The sequence below is a fragment of the Bifidobacterium criceti genome (assembly GCF_002286935.1).
Classification (GTDB): Bacteria; Actinomycetota; Actinomycetes; order Actinomycetales; family Bifidobacteriaceae; genus Bifidobacterium; species Bifidobacterium criceti.
On sequence record NZ_MVOH01000014.1, the window covers coordinates 100154 to 121262 of the forward strand.

Genomic DNA, 21109 nt, shown 5'->3' on the forward strand with positions numbered 1-21109 from the left:
TGTCACTCCCCCTTCGTTTCCTGGGCCGGCTTGTTGCCGGCGACGACCATGGCCTGGTCGATCTCGTCGGACGGGTCGACGGCGAGCGCGCCGTCCTTGATGAAATGCACGAGGATGTCGGCGACGTTGCGACTCAGCAGGTTCGACGCGGTCGTGCTGACCTCGCTCGCGAGGTACGGCGCGCCGATGATCGTCACGCCACCTTCGGTCGTCTGTGTGCCGACTGCGGAGCCTTCGACGTTGCCGCCGAGCTCGCTCGCGGCGCAGTCGACGACGACGGCGCCGCGGTGCAGCCCGTCTACACCCCGCTTCGTCAGCAGGACCGGGGGCTTGCGCCCCGGGACCTTCGCGGTCGTGATGATGATGTCGAATCCGGCGGCCTTGTCGTCGACGGCCGCCTGCTGCTGTGCCTGCTCCTCGGGCGTGAGCGCACGCGCATAGCCGCCTTCGCCCTGACCCTTCGAGAAATCGAGGCCGAGGTCGAGGAACTTCGCACCGAGCGACTCGACCTCGCCCTGCGAGGCCGGGCGCACGTCGTATGCGGTCACGACGGCACCGAGGCGCTTCGCCGTGCCGATCGCCTGGAGGCCGGCGATGCCGGCGCCGAGGATGAGGACCTTGGCCGGGCGAATCGTGCCGGCGGCCGTCGTCATCATCGGGAGGAACGAGCCATAGGCGTTCGCGGCGACAAGCGCGGCCTTGTAGCCCATGACGGAGTTCTGCGACGTCATCTCGTCCATCGACTGCGCTGCGCTCAGCTGGCGCGGCAGGCGCTCGATCGCGACGGCGGTCACGCCGTGCCTGTCGAGCTGTTCGATGTAGTCGGCGTCGGTGAACGAGCCGAGCATGCCGATGACCCATGTGCCGGGCCTGAGGTTGGCGATGAGTCGCTCATCGGGGCGGTCGACGAAGCCGAGCGCGTCCGCCTTGGACACGATCGTCGCGGCGTCGGTCACCTGCGCGCCGGCCTTCGCGTAATCCTCGTCCGTGTAGTCGGAAGCCTCGCCGGCTCCTGCTTCGATCAGGCAGACGACGCCTGATTTGCGCAACCGTGCGACGATGTCCGGCGTCAGCGCGACGCGGGACTCGTGCTCCGACGTCTCGTTGAAGACGCCGAAGGTCACGGTTCCTTCTGGTAGTTCGGCCATGTGAACCCTTTCTATGCATCCCGCCCAGCGCGGGATGGTGAACATACAGCGTTATAGTGTAACGAATCATCGGTCCCGCACCCCCATGCGTCCATCTTTCGAATAGTCGCACACGATTTTGCCGAACGGGAAGTTTTGCCGGCGAACCCCCGAAAAATGCGCCTGGCTACGCAAGCGTAGGGTGACGCGCCCCCCAAAAACGGCTACACTGCAAAGGAATAGTGTATTTTCGCGGGTAAGGAGCAACCACATGTCCATCTTCAAGTCCGTCAAGGACCGCGCGTCCGACCTCACGCAGCGGGCGCTGCATTTGGGGGGTGACTTCTCGCATCCGATAAGCGGCGACGGCGACACACCCGACTACGTCGATCCGCAGGCCGAACTGCAGCACCACGACTATGAGAACCTCCCCCATGTCGATTTCTGGGGACCCGACCGTCCGACAACGACGTTCATCGACGCCGATTCCGGTTTCATCACCGCGAGCACAGAAGGCAACGGCCCACTGCCGGATACCTTCAACGTCTACCGCATCTATGAGGACCGCGCGAGCCGCATGGGCGACGAGCCGCTCTACACCTACAAGCTCAACGGCAAATGGGTCTCGAAGACGGCGAACGAGACGCTCGAGGACATCCGCGCCGTCGCGAAGGGCCTCATCCACATGGGCTTCAAGAAGGGCGAAGGCTGCGCGTTCATGTGCCACACGTCCTACGATTGGGACGTCTTTGACGCCGCCGTGCTCGCCGTCGGCGGCGTGCTCGCGACCGTCTATGACACCGATTCCGCCGAGCAGATCCGCAACATCGTCAACAACGCCGACGCGACGCTCCTCGTCGTCGAGACGAAGGACATGCTCAAGAAGACCGAGCTCGCGAAGCAGGACTGCCCGACGCTCAAGAACATCATGTGCCTCGAGAACGGCGCGCTCGACGAGCTCAAGGCCTACGGCAAACGTGTGAGCGACCGCCAGCTCGACGAGCGCATCGCTTCGGTCAGGCTGCACGACCTGTGCTCGATCGTCTATACGTCCGGTTCCACGTCGGCGCCGAAGGGCGTCGAGATGACGCATGCGCACTATTGCGCGACGGCGACGAACCTGCCCGAGTACATGCCCGGCCTGCTGCACGACAAGAGGCACCGTGTGCTGCTGTTCCTGCCGCAGGCGCATTCGTTCGCGCGCGCGATCAACTACATCTGCGTCGCGAGCAATATCCACATCTACATCGCGAACGGCATCAAGACACTCACCGGCGACCTCAAGGTCGCACGCCCGCACATCATGATCGTCGTGCCGCGTGTGCTTGAGAAGGTGTACAACGCCGCGTCGCAGAAGGCCGGCAACGGGCCGAAGGGCCGCGTGTTCGCCGCGTCCGTCGTCGCCGCGCAGAAGTACATGCAGGAGCTGAGCGAACGCGGCAAGGCGAGCCGCTTCGCGACGATGCGCCGCAACGCGTTCGACCCGCTCGTCTACTCGCAGATCCGCGACGTGCTCGGCGGTTGCGCGAAGTGGATCGTCACCGGCGGCGCGCCACTCGACCCCGAGCTCATGGCGTTCTTCCGTGGTGCCGGCGTGCCGGTCTATGAGGGCTATGGCCTGACCGAGACGACCGCGCCGTGCGCGTTCAACCCGATTGGCGTGCCCTACCATCAGGGTTCCGTCGGCATCCCGTTCCCCGGCTTCGAGGTGCGCATCGGCGACGGCAACGAGATCCAGGTCAAGGGCACGGCCGTCTTCCCGCGCTACCACAAGAACGAGGAGCAGACGCAGTTGTCGTTCACCGACGACGGCTGGTATGCGACGGGCGACCTGGGTCGCCTCGACGATGACGGCTTCCTGTACATCATCGGACGCAAGAAGGACCTCATCATCACGGCGGGCGGCAAAAACGTCTCGCCGGGCCCGATGGAGGAGGTCATCCAGCGTTGCCCGCTCGTCTCGCAGGCGCTCGTGCTCGGTGACAAGCGTCCGTTCATCTCGGCGCTCATCACGCTCGACCCCGACGCGTTGCGCGCATGGCTCGCGTCGAAGGGCCTCGACACGGACATGCCGATGGAGGACGCCGCGGTGAACCCGGCCGTGCGCGCCGAGGTGCAGAAGTGGGTCGACCAGGCCAACGAGGGCGTATCGCGGGCCGAGTCGGTACGCAAGTTCATCATCCTGCCCGAGGAGTTCTCGCAGGAGAACGGTCTGATGACCGCGTCGATGAAGATCATCCGTCCGAAGGTCATCAAGCGCTACACGGATCTGCTCAATACGCAGATGTACACGAAGCGCAACCCCGCCGAGAACATGCAGTGACGATTGGCGCTGTCCATCGCGAAAAGGCCGCGCAGGGAATCGATTCCCTGCGCGGCCTTTTCGCGATGGACGGCGCCTTCCTCAAGGCCGCCCGCCCGCTCAGAACCCGAGCCTGTCGAGTTTCTTCGGGTCGGACTGCCAGTTCTTCGCGACCTTGACATGCATGTCGAGCTGCGCCTTCTGTCCGACGATCCGGTTGACGGCGGTCCTGAGCCTCTTCTTGACATGCACGAGGTGCTCGGCCTTGTGCCCGATGATGATCGGCTTCTGCGAATCGCGTTCGACGTAGATCGAGACGAGCACGCGCGCCTTGCCTGCGTAGCGTTCCCCCGTCTCGTTGTCCTCGGGTTGCTCGATCGAGTCGACGACGACGGCGAGCGAATGCGGCAGCTCGTCGTGGAGTTCCTCAAGGAACGCGCCGCGGACGAGCTCGGCGATCGCGTCCTCGGGCCTCTCCTCGGTGATCTGTTCGGCCGGGTACATCTGCGGGCCTTCGGGAAGATGCTCGACGAGGACCTTCGTGACTTCGGCGAGGTTGTCGTCCTTGAGCGCGCTCACCGGCACGATGTCGGTGAAGTTCGCGAACTCGTTGATCGCGATGAGCTTGTTGATGAGCTGTGTGCGGTCGAGTTCGTCGATCTTCGTGACGATCGCGATGAGCGGCACCTTCCATACGAATTCTCCGCTGTCCGATTTCGCCGCGAACTGCGAGCGCAGCCTGCTGAGGATGCGCTTGTCCCCTGGCCCGATCTCCTGGTCCGCCGGCAGCAGGAACGCGATCTCGTCGCATTCGGCGAGCGAATCGTCGACGATGTCGTTGAGTCGCTGCCCGAGCAATGTGCGCGGCCGGTGGATGCCTGGCGTGTCGACGAGCACCATCTGCGCGCCGTCAAGCGTGAGCACACCGCGGATCGCCTTGCGCGTCGTCTCCGGCCGCGACGACGCGATCGCGACCTGTGTGCCGATGAGCGCGTTGATGAGCGTCGATTTGCCGACGTTCGGCCGCCCCACGACGGCCACGAACCCGGAACGGTATTCCCCGTCCTCTGCGGTGTCCCCCGTTGTCTGCGTCGTATTCGTCTCAGTCATCGTCGTGTCCTTGCTCCTTGCCGTCATGCGATGCGCGATCGCCTTGTCCATCCGTCGTACCGCCAGTTTCGTCATCACCCTCGACGGACACGGGTTTGACGACGATCGTCGAGACCTTCTTACGGCGTCCGGCCGAATCGACGGCCGTCAGTTCAAGCCCGTGCGTGCGTGCGCTCGCGCCGACGATCGGCACACGGCCGAGCAGTTTCGTGAGCAGTCCGTAGACGGTGTCCACGTCGTCCTCGTCGAGGTCGATTTCGAAGATCTCCTCGAGTTCCGTGATCGGTGTGCGCGCGGGCATGCTCCACGTCCTCTCCCCGATCTTCTTGGGCGCGGCGTGCTGCGTGCGGTCGTGCTCGTCGTCGAGTTCGCCGACGATCTGCTCGATCGCGTCCTCGATCGTGACCATGCCGGCGATGCCGCCGTATTCGTCGACGACGACGGCCACATGGTTGCGTGTGCGCTGCATCTCATGGAAGAGGTCGTCGACCGGTTTCGATTCCGGAACGTACATCGGTTTGCGCATGATTGATTCGATGTCGCGTCCACGGGCGGCCGGGTTGAACGCCGTCGCGCGCACGGCGTCCTTGAGGTACGCCATGCCGAGCAGGTCGTCGATGTCCGCACCGATGACGGGCACGCGGGAGAAGCCGGAGCGTGAGCACAGGCACAGGAAATCCTGGAGCGTGCCGTCGCGTTCGATTGTGATCATGTCGGTGCGCGGCACCATGATCTCGCGTGTGAGCGTATCGGAGAGCATGAGCACGTTGCGCAGCATGTCCGAGACCTCGGGGTCAAAACGGTTGTTCTCGATGAGGCGGTCCATCGCGGCTTTGCCCTGCTCGTGGTGGATCTTCTCAAGCTCCTCGTCGTCGGAGATCTCGGAACGGCGTTCGCCGGCGGTCTCGACGTCGTTGCGCCTGTGGATGAACGGTGTGAGCCTGACGCATATCGACGCGAGCCCGGCGTGTTTGACGAGCACGTCGAGCGGTTTCGTGCTGCCGACCGTGCGCGGGCGCATGAGCACGGTCACGAACGCGATGACGAGCGCGACGACGAGGCCGGCGACGAGCTGGATCCACATCGCATAGCCGAGCGTCGCGGCGATGCACGCGACGAGGACGCCGGTGAGCACGTTGCCGCATATGCGGAAGAACGCGCACGAGTTCGACGCGGCGTAGCGGTGCATGACGATGCGCTGCGCCGCGTGCAGCCGCTTGATTTTCTTCGTGCGTGTGAAATCGGACAGTTCGTCATCCGACTGCACTTCGATCATCAGGTTGTTGAGGTTCGCGCGCGTCACACGCGAAATCGCGCTTTCGAGTGCGGCGAGCATCATCGAAAGCCATGCGAGCAGCACGGCGGCGACGCCAAGCGCGACGATGAGCACGATCATGAGTTCTTCGGACATCTTCAGTTACCTTCCGGGGAAAAGAGATGGGCACGCCGTCCGCGCGCTCAGTGGCCGAGCTGGCGGTCGGTGCCGTGGCGTTCCTCGTAGGCGGCGAGCGCATCGGGAGCCCCGTCCGGCACGAGCGCGATCCATGAGGTGCCCTGTCGGAGCGCGAAGAACGTGAGCAGCAGCTGGCGTTGCAGGCCGAACATCTGGCGTTCCTGCTCGGGGGTGCCATGGTCGTAGCCGAGCAGGTGCAGGATGCCATGGATCGTGAGCAGCAGCATCTCCTCCATTGTGCTGTGGCCTGCGGCGGCGGCCTGTTGCGCGGCGACCCATGGGCAGATGACGATGTCGCCGAGGCAGCCTTCCGTCAGCGCACGGTCGTCGCCGGGGCGCAGTTCGTCCATCGGGAAGCTCATGACGTCGGTCGGACCTTGCAGGCTCATCCACCGTTCGTGCAGTTCGGCGATCGGCTCGGGATCGACGAACAGGATCGACAGGTCGGATTGCGCGCTCACGCGCATCTGGTCCATGACCCATACGCCGAGGTCTGCGAAGACCTTCGGGTCGATGATCCAATCCGTCTCGTTGTTCACTTCAACGCTCATGCGTGTGCGTCCTTTGCTGTGTCGTCCGATGGTTCCGTCTTGGCGTCCGCGCGGCCATGCGTGCGTGCATGCGCCTCATCGTAGCGTTCGTAGGCGGCGACGATTCTGCCGACGAGCTCGTGGCGTACGACGTCGCCGGCCCCGAGGTGCGCGAACGCGATGCCGTCGATGCCGTGGAGCACACGTTCGATCGAAACGAGTCCCGATTGCGGTTTGGCGAGGTCGACCTGGGTGACGTCGCCGGTGACGACCATCGTCGTGTTGAAGCCGAGCCTCGTGAGGAACATCTTCATCTGCTGCGCGGTCGTGTTCTGCGCCTCGTCGAGGATGACGAACGCGTCGTTGAGCGTGCGACCACGCATGTATGCGAGCGGCGCGACCTCGATCGTGCCGTCCTCGATGAGCGCATGCATGCGCTCGGGGCCGAGCATGTCGGAGAGCGCGTCGTAGAGCGGCCGCAGGTACGGGTCGACCTTCTCGTTGAGTGTGCCCGGCAGGAAGCCGAGGTTCTCGCCGGCCTCGACTGCGGGGCGTGTGAGGATGATGCGGCGCACTTGGCCGTCCTCGAACGCGCGCACGGCCTTCGCGACGGCGAGATAGGTCTTGCCGGTGCCGGCCGGTCCGATGCCGAAGGTGATCGTGTTCGAGGCGATCGCGTTGATGTAGGCGACCTGGCCGGCGGTCTTCGGACGTACCGGGTACCCGTTCGCGTAGGCGATGACGCCGGGGACGCGGGGCTTGCGGTATGTGGCGTGGCTGTCACGGCTTGAGGCGCGCCGCTCCTGGCGGATCCTGCGGATCGTGTCGGTGCGCACGCCGTGGCCGGGCGCCTCGTCGCGCACATCGTTCGACAGCACACGCTGGTCGAGCATGCGCCGCAATGTCGGCACGTCCATCGGTTGCACGTAGGCGGCGTCGATGATCAGGTGCAGCAGGTCCTCGGCTTCGCTGGCCTGCGCTTCCCCTTCCTTCGACGTCGACCTGATCGTCACCCTGTCGCCACGGATATGGACCGTGATTTCGTCGAACGCGCGCTCGAGTTCACGGATGACCTCGTCGTACGGGCCGAATACGCGTACCGGATCGAGCTGGTCCGGCACGATGACCGTTCGCGTTGCAGTCGCCACCACACCTCTCTCTGGCGGCGCCCCGTGGCGCCGCCGTCCATTGATTGATCTGATTGATCCAAACACACCATGATCCGGATGGACGCGCCACAAGGCGCGGCCGCCCATCCGCGGGGCACACCCGGGGCCTATTCCTCGAGCGGCTCGCCGGTGAGCACGTGCGCGTGCACATGGAACACCGTCTGTCCCGCGTGCTCGCCGGTGTTGAAGATGAGCCGGTAGGAACCGTCATAGTCCTGGTCGGCGATGCGTTGCGCGACCTCGACGATGTGCGCGAGCAGCTGCGCGTCGTTCCTCGCGAGTTCGTCGACGTTGCGGTAGTGTTCGCGTGGCACGACGAGCACGTGCACTTTCGCCTTCGGGTTGATGTCCTTGAACGCGTATGTCGTCGCGTCCTCATACACCTTCTCGCTCGGGATGTCGCAGTTTACGATCTTGCAGAACAGGCAGTCCGGTTCGGTCATCGTCTTCCTCTCGTTCATCGTTCCGCCGGCTCCCGGCGGCCGTTCCCATCGTATTGCCGCACTCGGATAAACAACGCCAGCGGCCCCGCTATTCCTCGTCCGGCGTGCATGCGAAGCGGCCGAGCTCGCGCGACAGCAGGCTCAGCGCGACCGGGCCGGCCGTCGAGGCGCGCAGGATGTTCCTGCCGAGCACGCACACTTCGGCGCCTGCGTCCTTGAGTGCCGCGACTTCGGCGTCGCTTATGCCGCCCTCGGGGCCTACGACGACGTGGACCGTGCGCACATTGCCATCCTCAAGGCTGCGTTCGAGCACATCGCGCACGCGGCGCTCGATCCCATCCCAGCTCAGCGTGGCATCCTGATGGAGCACGATGACGAGGTCGCCGCGCACGCACGCCCTGCGGCACAGCGCGATGAGCTGCTTGCCGCTCAGGCAGCCGTGGAGCGTCGGCATCGCCGCACGCCGCGACTGTTCGGTCGCCGCCGCAAGCGTCGCCGTCCACTTCCTGTCGGTGCGGCCGGCCTTCCACCGTGCGATCGCGCGTTCCGACTGCCACGGGTAGACGTCATCGACACCTATCTGTGTGCTCACGTCGATCGCCTGCTCGTCGTGCCCGTTCTTCGCGAGGGCCTGAATGAGGGAGAGTCGGACGACGGGAGGCTCCTCCTTCGTGAACGATTCGACGCACACGTCGCCGTTGTGGTCGTCGACGACGGTCGCGTCGATGCGCAGACCGCGTCCATCGGATATCTGGAGTTCGTCGCCCACGGTGAGGCGCATCGAGCCGAACGCATGCCGGCGCACGTTCTCCGGCAACGTCATGATCCAGCCGGTGCGCCCCGACGCGATCTCCTCGGCCGCCAACGGGGCGTCATCATGGCTCACATCCACGAGAAACAAAGGGATTGTCATAGGTTCTAGGCTACCCGACACGAGCGCGACACGCCGAAGTTGCGCACGTCGCAAACGTGCCCTATAGTTTTCAACTGTTGCCGCTGAGAACACAGCACAGTGATCAGCACAGCGACCCGGGTCCGGGTGGCGGAATGGTAGACGCGCTAGCTTGAGGTGCTAGTGCCTATTTATACAGGCGTGCGGGTTCAAGTCCCGCTCCGGACACGACCAAGACCGGTGGTTCTCATTCGAGGGCCACCGGTTTTTCGTTGCCATTCGTAGCCAATGTGCCACCGCATCACCGCGCCGCCGCCACATTGGCGTTCGTCCAGGGCGTCCCGCTCCCCTTGTGGCCGTCCGCAACCCCACGGGAGGGCCGCCATGCGCTTCATCCATCTCGATTCCGTCGACGATCCGCGTGTCGACGTGTACACGAACCTGACCGAGCTGCAGTTGCGCAACCGTCTCGAACCGGCGAAAGGCGTGTTCATCGCCGAATCGCCGAAAGTCATCACCCGGGCACTCGCCGCGGGACGTGAGCCATTGTCGCTCCTCGTCGAGGAACCGTGGATCGAGGGGATGGCGGACACGTTCGCGTCGATCGACGTACAATGGGGCGATGATGTCCCCGTCTATGTCGCCTCCCCTGAGCAACTCAAACGGCTCACCGGCTACAGGCTGCACCGCGGAGCGATCGCCGCGATGCGCCGCTGGCCGCTGCCGTCGGTCGAGGAGGTGTGCCGTGGCGCGACGCGCATCGCCGTCCTCGAGAACATCGTCGACCATACGAACGTCGGCGCGATCATGCGTTCGGCCGCCGCACTCGACGTCGACGCCGTCCTCGTGACGCCATCATGCGCCGATCCGTTGTACAGGCGCGCCGTGCGCGTGTCGATGGGCACGGTCTTCCAGGTGCCGTGGACACGCATCGGCGGCGATGACGTCCACTATTGGCCGTGGAAGGGCCTTGACGAGCTCCATCGGCTCGGGTTCACGACGGCCGCAATGGCGCTCACCGATGATTCGATATCACTCGACGACCTTGTCGCGCGCCTTGAGGGCGACTCCCCCGAAGCGCCATACGTGGACAGGCTCGCGCTCATCTTCGGTACGGAAGGCGACGGCCTGTCACGGCATACGATCGCGAACGCCGACCTCACCGTCAAGATCCCGATGAGCCATGACGTCGATTCGCTCAACGTCGCCGCATCGAGCGCCGTCGCGTTCTACGGCACGCGCGACCGGCGCCGCGTATGAGCGCGCGGCGCGCGCAAAGGGCCCTGATGGGGCGGATCAGTACCGGGGCATCATGTCGAGGTTGAAGCCCAATGCGGCGAGCTGTTCGCGTCCTTCGGGCGTGATCTTGTCGACGGTCCAACGCGGCGTCCACGTCCAGTCGATGCGGAATTCCTCGACGAGTCCGGCGAGTGTGCTCGCGCACTCGTCCTCGATGAGGTCGGTGAGCGGACATGCGGGCGTCGTGAGCGTCATCGTGATGATCGCACGTCCCAATTCGTCGATCTCGATGCCGTAGACGAGGCCGAGGTCGATGACGTCGATGCCGAGTTCTGGGTCGATGACCTGATGAAGCGCCTCCTTGACGTCCTCGGCGGTCGCACGCCCGATCTCGTCAACGCCTTTGATTGCGATGCCGTCCTCGTGGCATGTGCATGCGTGGCCGTCGCCGACATGGCCTCCACAGCAGCCGTCCTGCATCCCCGCGTCCTCGCCGTGCGCATGCATGTCCTTCGCGAGCGACGGATTCGCGATGATCGCCTCCGCCGTCGCCTCGTCACCGACGACGTTGCTGACCGCGTCGAGGATCGTCGCCTGTGGTTCCGGTACGAGATTGTCGCCCATGTCCGTTGTCCTTCCTTGAAAAATGTTCCGATTGATGCGCCGGGTGCCGCTATGCCGGTTCCCGCTGCGCGGCAAGCGCCTTCGCGACCGCATCCTTGAGCCCTTCCCAGCCGAGCAGCGCGCATTTGATGCGCATCGGGTATTTCGAGACACCTTGGAAGACGGTCGCGTCGCCGAGCTCGTCCATCGCCGCCTCATCGTCGAGTCCCACGCCACGTGACTGCATGAGCGCATGGAACTCGTCGGACAGATGCATCGCCTCGTCGACGGTGAGCCCCTGCACGAGGTCCACCATAATCGACAGGCTCGCCTGTGAGATCGAGCATCCCTGGCCGTCCCAGACGATGTCATCGATGCGGTGCGGCTCGTCACGCCCCACTTCGACGTGCACGGTGACCTCGTCGCCGCATGTGGGATTGAACTGATGTGACCGGGCCGTCGAACACGATTCATGCGCGGCGGCGACATGCGACTCCCCCATCGTCGCGTCATCGTCTGCCGCGGGCAATGTGCCTTTGCCGTGCGGATGCCGTGAGGCGTCGAGGATGACCTCCTGATACATCTGTTCGAGTTCGGCGTTGCTCGTGTCGCCCATGTCCGTTCCTTTCCGTTGCGCGGTGCACCGCGCGTGTCCTACCGAGCCAACACGGTGGCCGGGGTGCCGTATTCCCGTATGGAGTGCGTTCAGCGTGTGAAGAATGGGCGCACGCCTTCGACGGCCTCGATGAGCGCGTGCACGTCGTCGACGGTGTTGTAGACGCCGCTGGACGCGCGGTTCGACGCGAAGACGCCGAAATGACGGTGGATCGGCTGCGCGCAGTGGTGGCCGACGCGAATCGCGATGCCCTGCGCGTCGATGTACTGTCCGACGTCGTGCGGGTGCACGTCGTCGATTTCGAACGCGACGGTGCCGATCCGGTCCTTGTTTCCTTCGGGTCCTAGGATGCGCACGCCGTCGATGCGTCCGAGCTTGAGCAGTTCCTCCGTCAGCGTCCGCTCATGCGCGGCGATCGCGTCCATGCCGATGCCCATCATCCAGTCCGCGGCGGCGCCTGCGGCGACGACCTGCGCGACCGGTTGTGTGCCCGCTTCGAAGCGCGCCGGCGGCGCCATGTAGAGGGCTGGCTTGTCCATGTAGGCGAGTTCGACCATCGAGCCGCCGAAGCGCGCCGGCGGCAGCTGCTCGAGGAGCGCGCGCTTGCCGTAGAGGAAGCCGACGCCTGTCGGTCCGTACATCTTGTGCGCGCTGAACGCAGCGAAGTCGACGTCGAGCGCGTGGAAGTCGACGGGGATGTGCGGCACCGATTGGCACGCATCGAGCACGAAGAGCGCGCCGACGTCGTGCGCGCGCCTGATGATCGGCGCGATGTCGGTTATCGCGCCGGTCACGTTGCCGATGTGTGTGACGGCGACGATGCGCGTGCGTTCGGTGATCGTCTCATCCGCAAGGTCGGCCATGATGCGGCCGTCCTCGTCGAGTTCGAGCCATGTGAGCGTCGCGCCCGTGCGTGCGGCGAGCTCTTGGAACGGCAACAGGACCGAATGGTGTTCGGCGCGCGAGACGACGATCTCGTCGCCCGGCTTGAACGCGAAGCGTTCGGCTTCGGGGCCTCCGCGGCCGAGCGACGCGTTGCCGATCGCCGTCGCGAGCAGGTTGAGCGCATCGGTCGCGCCCATCGTCACGACGAGCTCCTCGCCGCCTTCCTCACTTGAGGCGCCGACGAGGCGCGCGACTTTCGCACGCGCCTCCTCGAACGCGACGGTCGCCCGCGACGCGAGCGTATGCGCGCCACGGTGCACGCCCGCGTTGTCCGTCTCATAGAACGCCGTTTCCACGTCGATGACGCATTGTGGCTTCTGCGCGGTCGCGCCGCTGTCGAGGTAGACGAGCGGATGCCCGTTGATCTCCTGGCCGAGGATCGGGAATTGCGAGCGTATCGCGCTGAAGTCCATCACTGGTCGTTCCTTCCGTCGATGGGTGTCGGGGATATCCGGATCGTTGCTCAGGCGAGCGCCGATTCGGAATCGGAGCCTTCCGGCAGGTATTCGTCGTAGCCGCGCTCCTCGAGTTCGTCGGCGAGCTCGGGGCCGCCCGTCTTGACGAAGTGGCCGTCGGCGAACACGTGGACGATGTCGGGCTTGATGTATTTGAGGATGCGCGTGTAGTGCGTCACCATGAGGATGCCGAAGTCGTTCGCCTCCTTCGCGCGGTTGACACCCTCCGAGACAATGCGCAACGCGTCGACGTCGAGTCCTGAGTCGGTCTCGTCGAGGATCGCGAACTTCGGTTTGAGCAGTTCGAGCTGGAGCACTTCGGCGCGTTTCTTCTCGCCGCCGGAGAAGCCTTCGTTGACCGAACGCGTCGCGAACTTCGGGTCCATCTTGAGGCGGCGCATCGCCTCGGTCAGTTCCTTCGTCCAGGTGCGGATCGCGGGCGCCCTGCCGTCGATCTCGGTCTTCGCGGTGCGCAGGAAGTTCGTCATCGAGACGCCGGGAACCTCGACCGGGTACTGCATCGCGAGGAACAGGCCCGCCTTCGCGCGCTCGTCGGGTGTCATCATCAGGATGTCCTCGCCGTCGAGGAGGACTTCACCGGAGTCGACCTCATATTTCGGGTGTCCCGCGAGCGTGTAGGCGAGCGTCGATTTGCCCGAGCCGTTCGGCCCCATGATCGCGTGCGTCTCGCCGGAGTTGACGGTGAGGTTGACGCCGCGCAGGATCTGCTTGCGGCCTTCCTTCGTCTCGACCGATGCGTAGAGGTCTTTGATTTCGAGCGTGGGCATTTACTTCTCCTCCAATACGGTTTGCATGGCTTCGTCTTCTCCGCGCGCCAGACGGCGGTCGATCGCGTTCATCAGATGGTCCGCGAGTTCGTCGATGCCGATCTCCTCGACGAGTTCGCCGAAGAAGCCGCGCACGACGAGTTTGCGCGCCTGGGGCTCGGGGATGCCGCGCGACTGCAGGTAGAACAGCTCCTCGTCGTCGAAACGGCCGACGGAGCTCGCGTGCCCAGCGCCGATGATGTTGCCGTTCTCGATTTCGAGGTTCGGTTCGGAGTCGGCGACGGCGCCCGGTGTGAGCACGAGGTTGCGGTTGAGCTCATAGGAGTCGGTGCCGGGGGCGGTCGGTTCGATGAGCGCGTTGCCGACCCATGTCGAATGCGCGTCTTTGCCGCTCAGGGCGCCTTTGTAGACGACGCGCGATTTGCATTCGGGATGGTTGTGCACGACCATCGTCCGGTGTTCGATGTGTTCTCCGGGATCGACGAAGTAGATGCCGAGCATGTTGACGTCGCCGTGCGCGCCGCCGAAGTCCTGGTCGATGCGGATGCGCACGAACGCGCCGCCGAGGGTGACGACGGAGTGACGCAGCGACGATTCCGCACCCAGATGGATGCGGTGGTTCGCGACGTGTTTCGAGACGGGTCCCCATTCCTGGATGAACGTCGTGCTGATGTGCGCGTCGCGTCCGGTGACGATCTCGACGCCTTCGGCGAGGCGCGCGTCGCCGTCGTGTTCGATGACGATGTCGCCGTGCACGCCGTCGCGTGCGGCGATGACGAAGTGGAGCGCGTCAAGGTCGAGGCCCGCGCCGTGCACACGCACGAGCACGGGGCGCTGCGTGTCGCGTTTGAGTTCGACGACCCATGCGCGTGTCGCGCTGTTCCATTCGACCGCCGAGACGCGGTCGTTCGGCTTGCCGACGGTGCCGGACAGGTCCTCCCCGAGCGTCGTCTCGCGTACATCGACGTCGTCGGCGTCGAGCGGCGAGCCGTCGATCGCACTCACCGAGATGCGTGTCGCGCCGCTCGGTGTGAAGGGGTCGAAGAATTCGGGGATGCGCTCGACCGGCGTGAAGCGCCAATCCTCCTGCTTGCGCGTCGGCGCGGCGAAATCGGCCAGGTCGAACGAGCGTGGGTTCGTGTCCGCGCTCGACGGCATCGCCGCGGGCACAGCGTACGGGTCGTTCGGATCCGCGACCGGGATGTTGATTTCTTTGCGGTCTGCCATCGGTCAGCCCACCGATCCTTCCATCTGCAGTTCGACAAGGCGATTGAGCTCAAGCGCGTATTCCATCGGCAGCTCACGGCTGATCGGTTCGACGAAGCCGCGCACGATCATCGCCATCGCCTCTTTTTCTTCGATGCCACGGCTCATCAGGTAGAACAACTGGTCTTCCGAGACCTTCGACACCGTCGCCTCGTGGGCCATCGACACGTCGTCTTCGCGCACGTCGACATGCGGATAGGTGTCGGAACGTGAGAAATCGTCCACGAGCAGCGCGTCGCACACCACATTCGAGCTGGCGCCCTCCGCGCCGTCCACGATCTTGACGAGACCGCGGTAGGCGCTGCGGCCGCCGCCGCGCGAAATCGACTTGGCCACGATCGTCGAGCTCGTGTGCGGGGCCAGATGGATCATCTTGGCACCGGTGTCCTGGTATTGGCCTTGGCCGGCGAAGCCAAGCGACATCGTGGACGCGTTCGCATACGGTTCGGCGAGAATGCACGCCGGGTATTTCATCGTCGCCTTCGAGCCGATGTTGCCGTCGACCCATTCCATCGTGGCGCCTTCGCGCACATAGGCGCGTTGCGTGACGAGGTTGTAGACGTTGTTCGACCAGTTCTGCACGGTCGTGTAACGCACGCGCGCGTTCTTCTCGACGATGATCTCGACGATCGCGGCGTGCAGCGAGTCGGTCGAGTAGATCGGCGCGGTGCAGCCTTCCACATAGTGCACGTACGAGCCTTCGTCGGCGATGATGAGCGTGCGTTCGAACTGGCCCATGTTCGGCGTGTTGATGCGGAAGTAGGCCTGCAGCGGGATGTCGACGTGCACGCCCTTCGGCACATACACGAACGAGCCGCCCGACCATGCGGCGGTGTTGAGCGCGCCGAACTTGTTGTCCTCGGGCGGCACGACCGTGCCGAAGTACTTCCTGACGAGGTCCGGGTATTCGCGCACGGCCGTGTCGGTGTCGACGAAGATGACGCCCTGCTTCGCGAGGTCCTCCTGGATCGAATTGTAGATGACCTCGGATTCGTACTGTGCGGCGACGCCGGAGACGAGACGGCTCTTCTCGGCCTCGGGGATGCCGAGCCGGTCGTAGGTCTCGCGGATGTCGTCGGGCAGGTCCTCCCAGCTCGCCGCCTGCTTGCCGACGGGCTTGACGTAGTATTTGAAGTCCTCGGCGTGGAATCCGGACAGGTCGACGCCCCACTTCGGCATCGGCTGTTCGACGAAGGCCTTGTAGCCGCGCAAGCGCATGTCAAGCATCCATTGCGGCTCGTGCTTGTCCGCCGAGATCTCACGCACGACGTGCTCGTCGATGCCTTTCTTCGCCGCTTCGCCGGCGGCGTCGGAATCGTGCCATCCATACGAGTATTCACCGAACTGTTCGATGATCTCGTCGTCCTGTCGTATCTTGTCCTCGTTGACGCGGCCGCGATCAGCCACATACTGATTCATCTCCACGTCGTTCGCTGCGTTGGGCATCTGGTCGTCTGCCACAGGTCGCCGCCTCTCGTTTGCCTTGGTCTTGTTCCGCATTACATGGTAACGGACGACGTATGGACACGCCAGTGCCGTTCGCCGACGCGGATTGAGATTGTCGTCACATCGGCGCGGATACGCCGTGGGCGGCCGGAACCGAACGTGCATCGGTTCCGGCCGCCCACGGCGTCGCGCGAGGTGCCTGCGTGGCCCCCCAGTGGTCACAGCTGGATGTGCACGGTCGTGCCGAGCGGCGCGAAGTCGTAGAGCGACTGCGCCGTGTCCCACCCGAGTGAGACGCAGCCATGCGTGCGGTTGACCATCGATGTCAGCTCGTCGTTGCTGACGGGCGCCGAGGTCGCGATGCGGTGGATCGCGCAGCCGTCATCGGTGAAGTAGTTCGAGAACCCGACGTTCGGGATGTCCCATTTCTCGACGCGGCCGTCGGGGAGTTTGATGTTTCCCCGCATCGTCTCGTTCTCCATCTTGCGGAAGATCTTGAAATCGCCCGTCGGCGTGCAGAAGTCGCCTTCGCACGCGCCCGTCGTGTCGTTGTTGTCCTGCCCGACGAGCACATTGATCGCCTTGATCTGTTTGCCGTTCTCGATGAAGTACAGTTTCTTGTCGGACATGTCGACGATGATGTGGCGTTTCGTCTTCTTGACCTGCATCTTGTCGACGTCGCCGTCCACCTGCACGTCGCTTTTGCCATTCGCGAACGCCTCGGCGGCCTGCTGTCCGACGTTCGCGTCGGCGCCTTCCTTGATTGTGACGCCGTCGTGGCCTTCGGAGATGACCTTGATCTCCTCGTCGTTGTTGTTGACGATGACTTCGCGGTCCTCCTTCGTCGACGAATAGTGCGGTTTGATGTCGTCGTCGTAGTGCTTCTGGAGTTTGGCCGCATCGTAGACGACGACGCCGTCACGCGACTCGCCGTCCTTGAGCGTCGATTCCTTGTTCGGTTCGATGCGTACGGAGTCGAGGAGCGCCTTGGCGCCGAAGCTCGCGACCTTCTCGTCGCCGATCGCGATGCCGGCGTTGCCGTCGATGAGTTTGTTGAGCGTCTCCTTCGCCTCGCCGGCGGTCGCGTCGTCGATGGTCGGCTTGATCGTGTCCATCGTGAGTTCGACCGTCTTCGCGGTGGAGCCGCCAAGCGACGTGATCGTCCTGACGGCCTCGTCGGCGACGTCCTTCGCGTCCGCGCCCGACCCGTCCGCGCCGGAGACCGTCTCGACGTGCGCGCCGTCGTCGGTGAGCTTGAGGGAGGCATCGACCGGCTTCGTGCTGTTCGTGCCGAGTTTCGCGTCGAGCACGGACGCATCGGTCTCGGGGGTGATCTGCGGATCCACATCCTTCTTGTCCCACGGCATGTACCGCGTCCATACGCTGCCGTCACGCTTGGCGTCGACGGCCTGCTTCGCGATCGCGTCCGCGTCCACATCGATGCCGAGGTCGGCCGCGGTGACATTGGCGGTCGTGCCTTCATAGCTCACGGGGACGGATACGGATGCGACCTGGTCGTCGATCATCCGCGCGATCTGGCTTTCGTCCTTGCCTGCGACGGAATGCCCCCAGAGCGTCGTGCCGGGAAGCGCGCGGTTTTGGAAATACGCATACGTCCCAGTGGCCGCCGCCCCCGCGAGCACGACCGCGCCGAGCACGATCCATGGCCATATGCGGCGCTTCTTGGGTTGCTGCGGTTTGCGTGCGATCTCAAGATCGTCCACATCGGCACCGGCCGGCCGCCCTACGCCTTGCGTGGCGGGCGCGAACAGGCCTTCCCCATCACCGCCGACGCCATGGTTTCCATTGGAAAAAGACATTGGTTTCCCTTGCACAAAAAAATCCGTTGATTCGCTTCAACAATAGAGGAAGGTCGTGAACAATGCCATGTCCACGACCACAATGGGTGCCATATCTGCACGAAACTTCCACGAACGGGGCCGATGTGCGGCGCCCCGTCTGCGGAAGCATCGCGCAGGTCCGCTCAGCGCTGCGCCTGGTGCTCGAGCGAGGCCTTGACAAGACCGGCGAAGAGCGGGTGCGGTTTCGTCGGGCGAGACTTGAATTCCGGGTGCGCCTGCGTCGCGACATAGAACGGATGCACGTCCTGCGGCAGTTCGACGAATTCGGTCAGTTCGCCGTCCGGGCTCTGTCCGGAGATGACGAGTCCGCCTTCGCGCAGACGGTCCTTGTAGGCGACATTGACCTCATAGCGGTGGCGGTGGCGTTCGGTCACGTGCGTCGTGCCATAGAGCCGCGCGACGAGCGAATCCTCGAGCAGGTCGGCCGGGTACGAGCCGAGACGCATCGTGTGGCCCATGTCGCCGTTGCCGGCGACGATGTCCTTCTGCTCCTCCATCGTCGCGATGACCGGGTTCGGGCAGTCCGGATCGAACTCGGTCGATCCCGCGTCCTCGATGCCGAGCACGTCGCGCGCGTATTCGATGACCATCGACTGCAGGCCGAGGCACAGGCCGAGCACCGGCAACTTGTGCTCGCGCGCGTAGCGCAGCGCGCCGATCTTGCCGTCGATGCCACGGATGCCGAAACCACCGGGGATGACGATGCCGTCCATCTGGTCGAGCGCCGCTGCGGCGCCTTCCTCAGTCTCGCAACGGTCGGCCGCGACCCATTTGACGTTGACCTTCGCCCAGTTCGCGAAGCCGCCGGCCTTGATCGCCTCGGTCACGGACAGATAGGCGTCCGGCAGGTCGATGTATTTGCCGACGATCGCGATGTTGACCTCGTGCTTCGGATGGTGCACGCGTTCGAGCAGGTCCTCCCACTCGTCCCAGTCGACGTCGTGGAACGGCAGTCCGAGTTCGCGCACGACATACGTGTCGAGCCCCTCGTCGAAGAGCACCTTCGGCACGTCGTAGATGCTTGCGGCGTCCACGCAGTTGACGACGCCTTCGGGGTCGACGTCGCACATGAGCGAGATCTTGTCCTTGATGCCCTGGTTGAGCGGACGGTCGGAGCGCAGCACGAGCGCGTCCGGCGTGATGCCGAGCTGGCGCAGCATCATGACGGAATGCTGCGTCGGCTTCGTCTTGAGTTCGTGGGCGGCCGCGATGTACGGGACGAGCGAGACGTGGATGAACATGCAGTTCTCCGGTCCGAGCTCACGGCGCACTTCGCGCGCGGCCTCGAGGAACGGCTGCGATTCGATGTCTCCGACGGTGCCGCCGATCTCGGTGATGATGACATCGACGTCGTCGGAGGCCTGGGCGCGCATGCGCGACTTGATCTCGTTCGTGATGTGCGGGATGACCTGCACGCACTGGCCGAGGTATTCGCCCGCGCGCTCCTTGCGCAGGACCTCCTGGTAGATCTGCCCCGTCGTGACGTTCGCCTTCTGCGACAGGAAGACATCGAGGAAACGCTCGTAGTGGCCGATGTCGAGATCGGTCTCGGCACCGTCCTCGGTCACATAGACCTCGCCATGCTGGAACGGGTTCATCGTGCCCGGATCGACGTTGATGTAGGGGTCGAGTTTCTGCTGGAGGACGCGGATGCCGCGGCTGCGCAGCAGACGGCCCAAGGATGATGCGGTGAGACCCTTGCCGAGGGAGGAGACGACGCCTCCGGTGACGAAGATGTGTTTCGTGACGTGTTCCTGAGCATTGCCATGTTGTCTTCTAGCCATGGGTCTTCATGGTATCGCTCCGCCGTGACATGGCGGAGCGGTCCACAACCTCACTTTCCTTCGATGATGAGCTCGCTCGCCACGCCGTTGAGTTCGACGATGTTCGCCGCGTCCTCGTCGACGTGCACGCCACCGCCGACGATCGTGCGCGTGCGCAGCCCATGGGTGAGCACGGCGACCGGCGTGCCTTTCGGGACGCTGATGCGCGACGTCGCCGACAACTGGTTGACGTCCACGCGTCCGTCGAGTGACAGGCAGTCGATCTCCATGTCGAGGTTGCAGTTGATCTCGACATGCCCGTGCACGTCGTCGAGGTCGAGGCGCTGCGTACGCACGTCGAGTTCAAGGCCGTCGCATGACAGGCCGCGCACGTGCGCCTCGTAGGCCTTCGCCGCGCATTCCATCGTCGTCACGTAGCGTTGCGGGATCCATAGGATGACTGAGACGTCGTCCTTCGCGAGCGTCTCGCTTATGCCGCTCCCCCGTTTGACGACGACGTCGAGCCGTTTGGAACGGTCGTCGATCGACACTTTGAAATGGCGCACCAGTTCGGCGACCGTGTTCGATACGACGCGCACGCGCAGCTGCTCGCCGTCGTAGCCGCGAATCGTCACAGCATAGAGCGACCCACAGTCGATGTCGAAATGCTTCGCGCCGTCGATGTCGTAGTTCGTCGCGCTTTCGTAGCGGTATTCGCGCGCCGCCGCGCCACCGGACGTGTCCGCGACGCCGAGGAGTGAGTCGACGCTCACGGCGAACACGTCGGCGAGCGCGACGAGGTTCTCGATTTCGGGCCGCCCCGCGCCGCTTTCCCATTTCGTGATCGCCTGCCGCGAGACGCCTATGCGGTTCGCAAGCTGCTCCTGCGAGAGCGCCGCCTGCCTGCGCAGGTCCTTGAGCCGTGTCGTGAATTCCATATGCCGCTCCTTGTGTTCCTTGTCCAGGCACGCCCCTTCGGCGGAGGTACCATTGCGGTGTCGTGACGATGCCCCGCGGCCCTGATAACGCGTGCCACTTCGTGGCCCCACGCTAACGGCATCGTGGCTTTGCCAACAAGCAACGAACGCCGACATCACGCA

General features: G+C 64.5%; 18 protein-coding genes and 1 tRNA gene. 3 read left to right on the forward strand and 16 right to left on the reverse strand.

Annotation, left to right across the window (positions count from 1 at the left end; translation table 11 throughout):
• Positions 1 to 2: 2 nt before the first annotated feature.
• The gene (locus B1526_RS06025) at positions 3 to 1148 is read right to left on the reverse strand and encodes an NAD(P) transhydrogenase subunit alpha (RefSeq protein ID WP_095615171.1); all 1146 of its coding nucleotides are present in this window, start codon (positions 1146 to 1148) and stop codon (positions 3 to 5) included.
• A 250-nt stretch (positions 1149 to 1398) separates the two neighbouring features.
• Between B1526_RS06025 and B1526_RS06030 the strand changes: the two genes are divergently transcribed.
• Positions 1399 to 3450 (forward strand): AMP-dependent synthetase/ligase, encoded by a 2052-nt coding sequence (locus tag B1526_RS06030; RefSeq protein ID WP_095615172.1) that lies wholly within the window; start codon positions 1399 to 1401, stop codon positions 3448 to 3450.
• A 99-nt stretch (positions 3451 to 3549) separates the two neighbouring features.
• Here B1526_RS06030 and era read toward each other — a convergent pair whose 3' ends face one another.
• The 6 genes from era to B1526_RS06060 form a co-directional block, all read right to left on the reverse strand.
• Positions 3550 to 4539, reverse strand: coding sequence for a GTPase Era (gene era, locus B1526_RS06035; RefSeq protein ID WP_095615249.1), 990 nt, complete (start codon positions 4537 to 4539; stop codon positions 3550 to 3552).
• Positions 4532 to 5956, reverse strand: coding sequence for a hemolysin family protein (locus B1526_RS06040; protein ID WP_407641006.1), 1425 nt, complete (start codon positions 5954 to 5956; stop codon positions 4532 to 4534). The genes era and B1526_RS06040 overlap by 8 nt, the downstream gene beginning before the upstream one ends.
• Before the next feature lie 41 nt (positions 5957 to 5997).
• Entirely contained in the window at positions 5998 to 6543 is a 546-nt protein-coding gene (ybeY, locus tag B1526_RS06045; protein ID WP_095615174.1) for an rRNA maturation RNase YbeY, read from the reverse strand.
• Positions 6540 to 7670, reverse strand: coding sequence for a PhoH family protein (locus B1526_RS06050; RefSeq protein WP_095615250.1), 1131 nt, complete (start codon positions 7668 to 7670; stop codon positions 6540 to 6542). Before B1526_RS06050 ends, ybeY begins: the two co-directional genes overlap by 4 nt.
• Before the next feature lie 128 nt (positions 7671 to 7798).
• Positions 7799 to 8134, reverse strand: a complete 336-nt coding sequence (locus B1526_RS06055; protein WP_095615175.1) for a histidine triad nucleotide-binding protein — start codon at positions 8132 to 8134, stop codon at positions 7799 to 7801.
• Positions 8135 to 8222: 88 nt separating this feature from the next.
• Positions 8223 to 9047, reverse strand: coding sequence for a 16S rRNA (uracil(1498)-N(3))-methyltransferase (locus B1526_RS06060; RefSeq protein WP_095615176.1), 825 nt, complete (start codon positions 9045 to 9047; stop codon positions 8223 to 8225).
• Positions 9048 to 9167: 120 nt separating this feature from the next.
• Between B1526_RS06060 and B1526_RS06065 the strand changes: the two genes are divergently transcribed.
• A tRNA-Leu gene (locus tag B1526_RS06065) sits at positions 9168 to 9254 on the forward strand.
• Between the two features lie 156 nt (positions 9255 to 9410).
• A complete protein-coding gene (locus B1526_RS06070; RefSeq protein WP_095615177.1) occupies positions 9411 to 10286 on the forward strand; it encodes a TrmH family RNA methyltransferase in 876 nt (291 codons plus the stop codon).
• 36 nt (positions 10287 to 10322) lie between these two features.
• Here the strand turns inward: B1526_RS06070 and B1526_RS06075 are convergent, their stop codons facing one another.
• The 9 genes from B1526_RS06075 to B1526_RS06115 all read right to left on the reverse strand — a co-directional run bounded on the left by B1526_RS06075 (position 10323) and on the right by B1526_RS06115 (position 20947).
• Positions 10323 to 10889 (reverse strand): metal-sulfur cluster assembly factor, encoded by a 567-nt coding sequence (locus tag B1526_RS06075; RefSeq protein WP_095615178.1) that lies wholly within the window; start codon positions 10887 to 10889, stop codon positions 10323 to 10325.
• A gap of 49 nt (positions 10890 to 10938) precedes the next feature.
• Entirely contained in the window at positions 10939 to 11484 is a 546-nt protein-coding gene (gene sufU, locus B1526_RS06080) for a Fe-S cluster assembly sulfur transfer protein SufU (RefSeq protein ID WP_095615179.1), read from the reverse strand.
• Between the two features lie 89 nt (positions 11485 to 11573).
• Positions 11574 to 12845: a SufS family cysteine desulfurase gene (locus B1526_RS06085; protein WP_095615180.1), complete on the reverse strand. Its 1272-nt coding sequence runs from the start codon at positions 12843 to 12845 to the stop codon at positions 11574 to 11576.
• A gap of 47 nt (positions 12846 to 12892) precedes the next feature.
• Positions 12893 to 13672 carry a Fe-S cluster assembly ATPase SufC gene (gene sufC / locus B1526_RS06090; RefSeq protein ID WP_095615181.1) on the reverse strand — a complete coding sequence of 260 codons (780 nt, stop codon included), beginning with the start codon at positions 13670 to 13672 and terminating at the stop codon, positions 12893 to 12895.
• Positions 13673 to 14899, reverse strand: a complete 1227-nt coding sequence (gene sufD / locus B1526_RS06095; RefSeq protein WP_095615182.1) for a Fe-S cluster assembly protein SufD — start codon at positions 14897 to 14899, stop codon at positions 13673 to 13675.
• A 3-nt stretch (positions 14900 to 14902) separates the two neighbouring features.
• Complete coding sequence (sufB, locus tag B1526_RS06100) at positions 14903 to 16384, reverse strand: Fe-S cluster assembly protein SufB (protein WP_327078358.1); 1482 nt, start codon at positions 16382 to 16384, stop codon at positions 14903 to 14905.
• Positions 16385 to 16602: 218 nt separating this feature from the next.
• Positions 16603 to 18204, reverse strand: a complete 1602-nt coding sequence (locus B1526_RS06105; protein ID WP_095615184.1) for a L,D-transpeptidase — start codon at positions 18202 to 18204, stop codon at positions 16603 to 16605.
• Positions 18205 to 18368: 164 nt separating this feature from the next.
• Positions 18369 to 20030: a CTP synthase gene (locus B1526_RS06110; protein WP_095615185.1), complete on the reverse strand. Its 1662-nt coding sequence runs from the start codon at positions 20028 to 20030 to the stop codon at positions 18369 to 18371.
• Between the two features lie 50 nt (positions 20031 to 20080).
• The gene (locus B1526_RS06115) at positions 20081 to 20947 is read right to left on the reverse strand and encodes a helix-turn-helix domain-containing protein (RefSeq protein ID WP_157908706.1); all 867 of its coding nucleotides are present in this window, start codon (positions 20945 to 20947) and stop codon (positions 20081 to 20083) included.
• Positions 20948 to 21109 lie beyond the last annotated feature (162 nt).

Excerpts from the sequence above, each read along its gene's own strand:
- B1526_RS06025 (WP_095615171.1), bottom strand. The coding sequence starts at position 1,148 with ATGGCCGAACTACCAGAAGGAACCGTGACCTTCGGCGTCTTCAACGAG.
- B1526_RS06030 (WP_095615172.1), top strand. The coding sequence starts at position 1,399 with ATGTCCATCTTCAAGTCCGTCAAGGACCGCGCGTCCGACCTCACGCAG.
- era (WP_095615249.1), bottom strand. The coding sequence starts at position 4,539 with ATGACTGAGACGAATACGACGCAGACAACGGGGGACACCGCAGAGGAC.
- ybeY (WP_095615174.1), bottom strand. The coding sequence starts at position 6,543 with ATGAGCGTTGAAGTGAACAACGAGACGGATTGGATCATCGACCCGAAG.
- B1526_RS06055 (WP_095615175.1), bottom strand. The coding sequence starts at position 8,134 with ATGACCGAACCGGACTGCCTGTTCTGCAAGATCGTAAACTGCGACATC.
- B1526_RS06060 (WP_095615176.1), bottom strand. The coding sequence starts at position 9,047 with ATGACAATCCCTTTGTTTCTCGTGGATGTGAGCCATGATGACGCCCCG.
- B1526_RS06070 (WP_095615177.1), top strand. The coding sequence starts at position 9,411 with ATGCGCTTCATCCATCTCGATTCCGTCGACGATCCGCGTGTCGACGTG.
- B1526_RS06075 (WP_095615178.1), bottom strand. The coding sequence starts at position 10,889 with ATGGGCGACAATCTCGTACCGGAACCACAGGCGACGATCCTCGACGCG.
- sufU (WP_095615179.1), bottom strand. The coding sequence starts at position 11,484 with ATGGGCGACACGAGCAACGCCGAACTCGAACAGATGTATCAGGAGGTC.
- sufC (WP_095615181.1), bottom strand. The coding sequence starts at position 13,672 with ATGCCCACGCTCGAAATCAAAGACCTCTACGCATCGGTCGAGACGAAG.
- sufD (WP_095615182.1), bottom strand. The coding sequence starts at position 14,899 with ATGGCAGACCGCAAAGAAATCAACATCCCGGTCGCGGATCCGAACGAC.
- sufB (WP_327078358.1), bottom strand. The coding sequence starts at position 16,384 with ATGCCCAACGCAGCGAACGACGTGGAGATGAATCAGTATGTGGCTGAT.
- B1526_RS06105 (WP_095615184.1), bottom strand. The coding sequence starts at position 18,204 with ATGTCTTTTTCCAATGGAAACCATGGCGTCGGCGGTGATGGGGAAGGC.
- B1526_RS06110 (WP_095615185.1), bottom strand. The coding sequence starts at position 20,030 with ATGGCTAGAAGACAACATGGCAATGCTCAGGAACACGTCACGAAACAC.
- B1526_RS06115 (WP_157908706.1), bottom strand. The coding sequence starts at position 20,947 with ATGGAATTCACGACACGGCTCAAGGACCTGCGCAGGCAGGCGGCGCTC.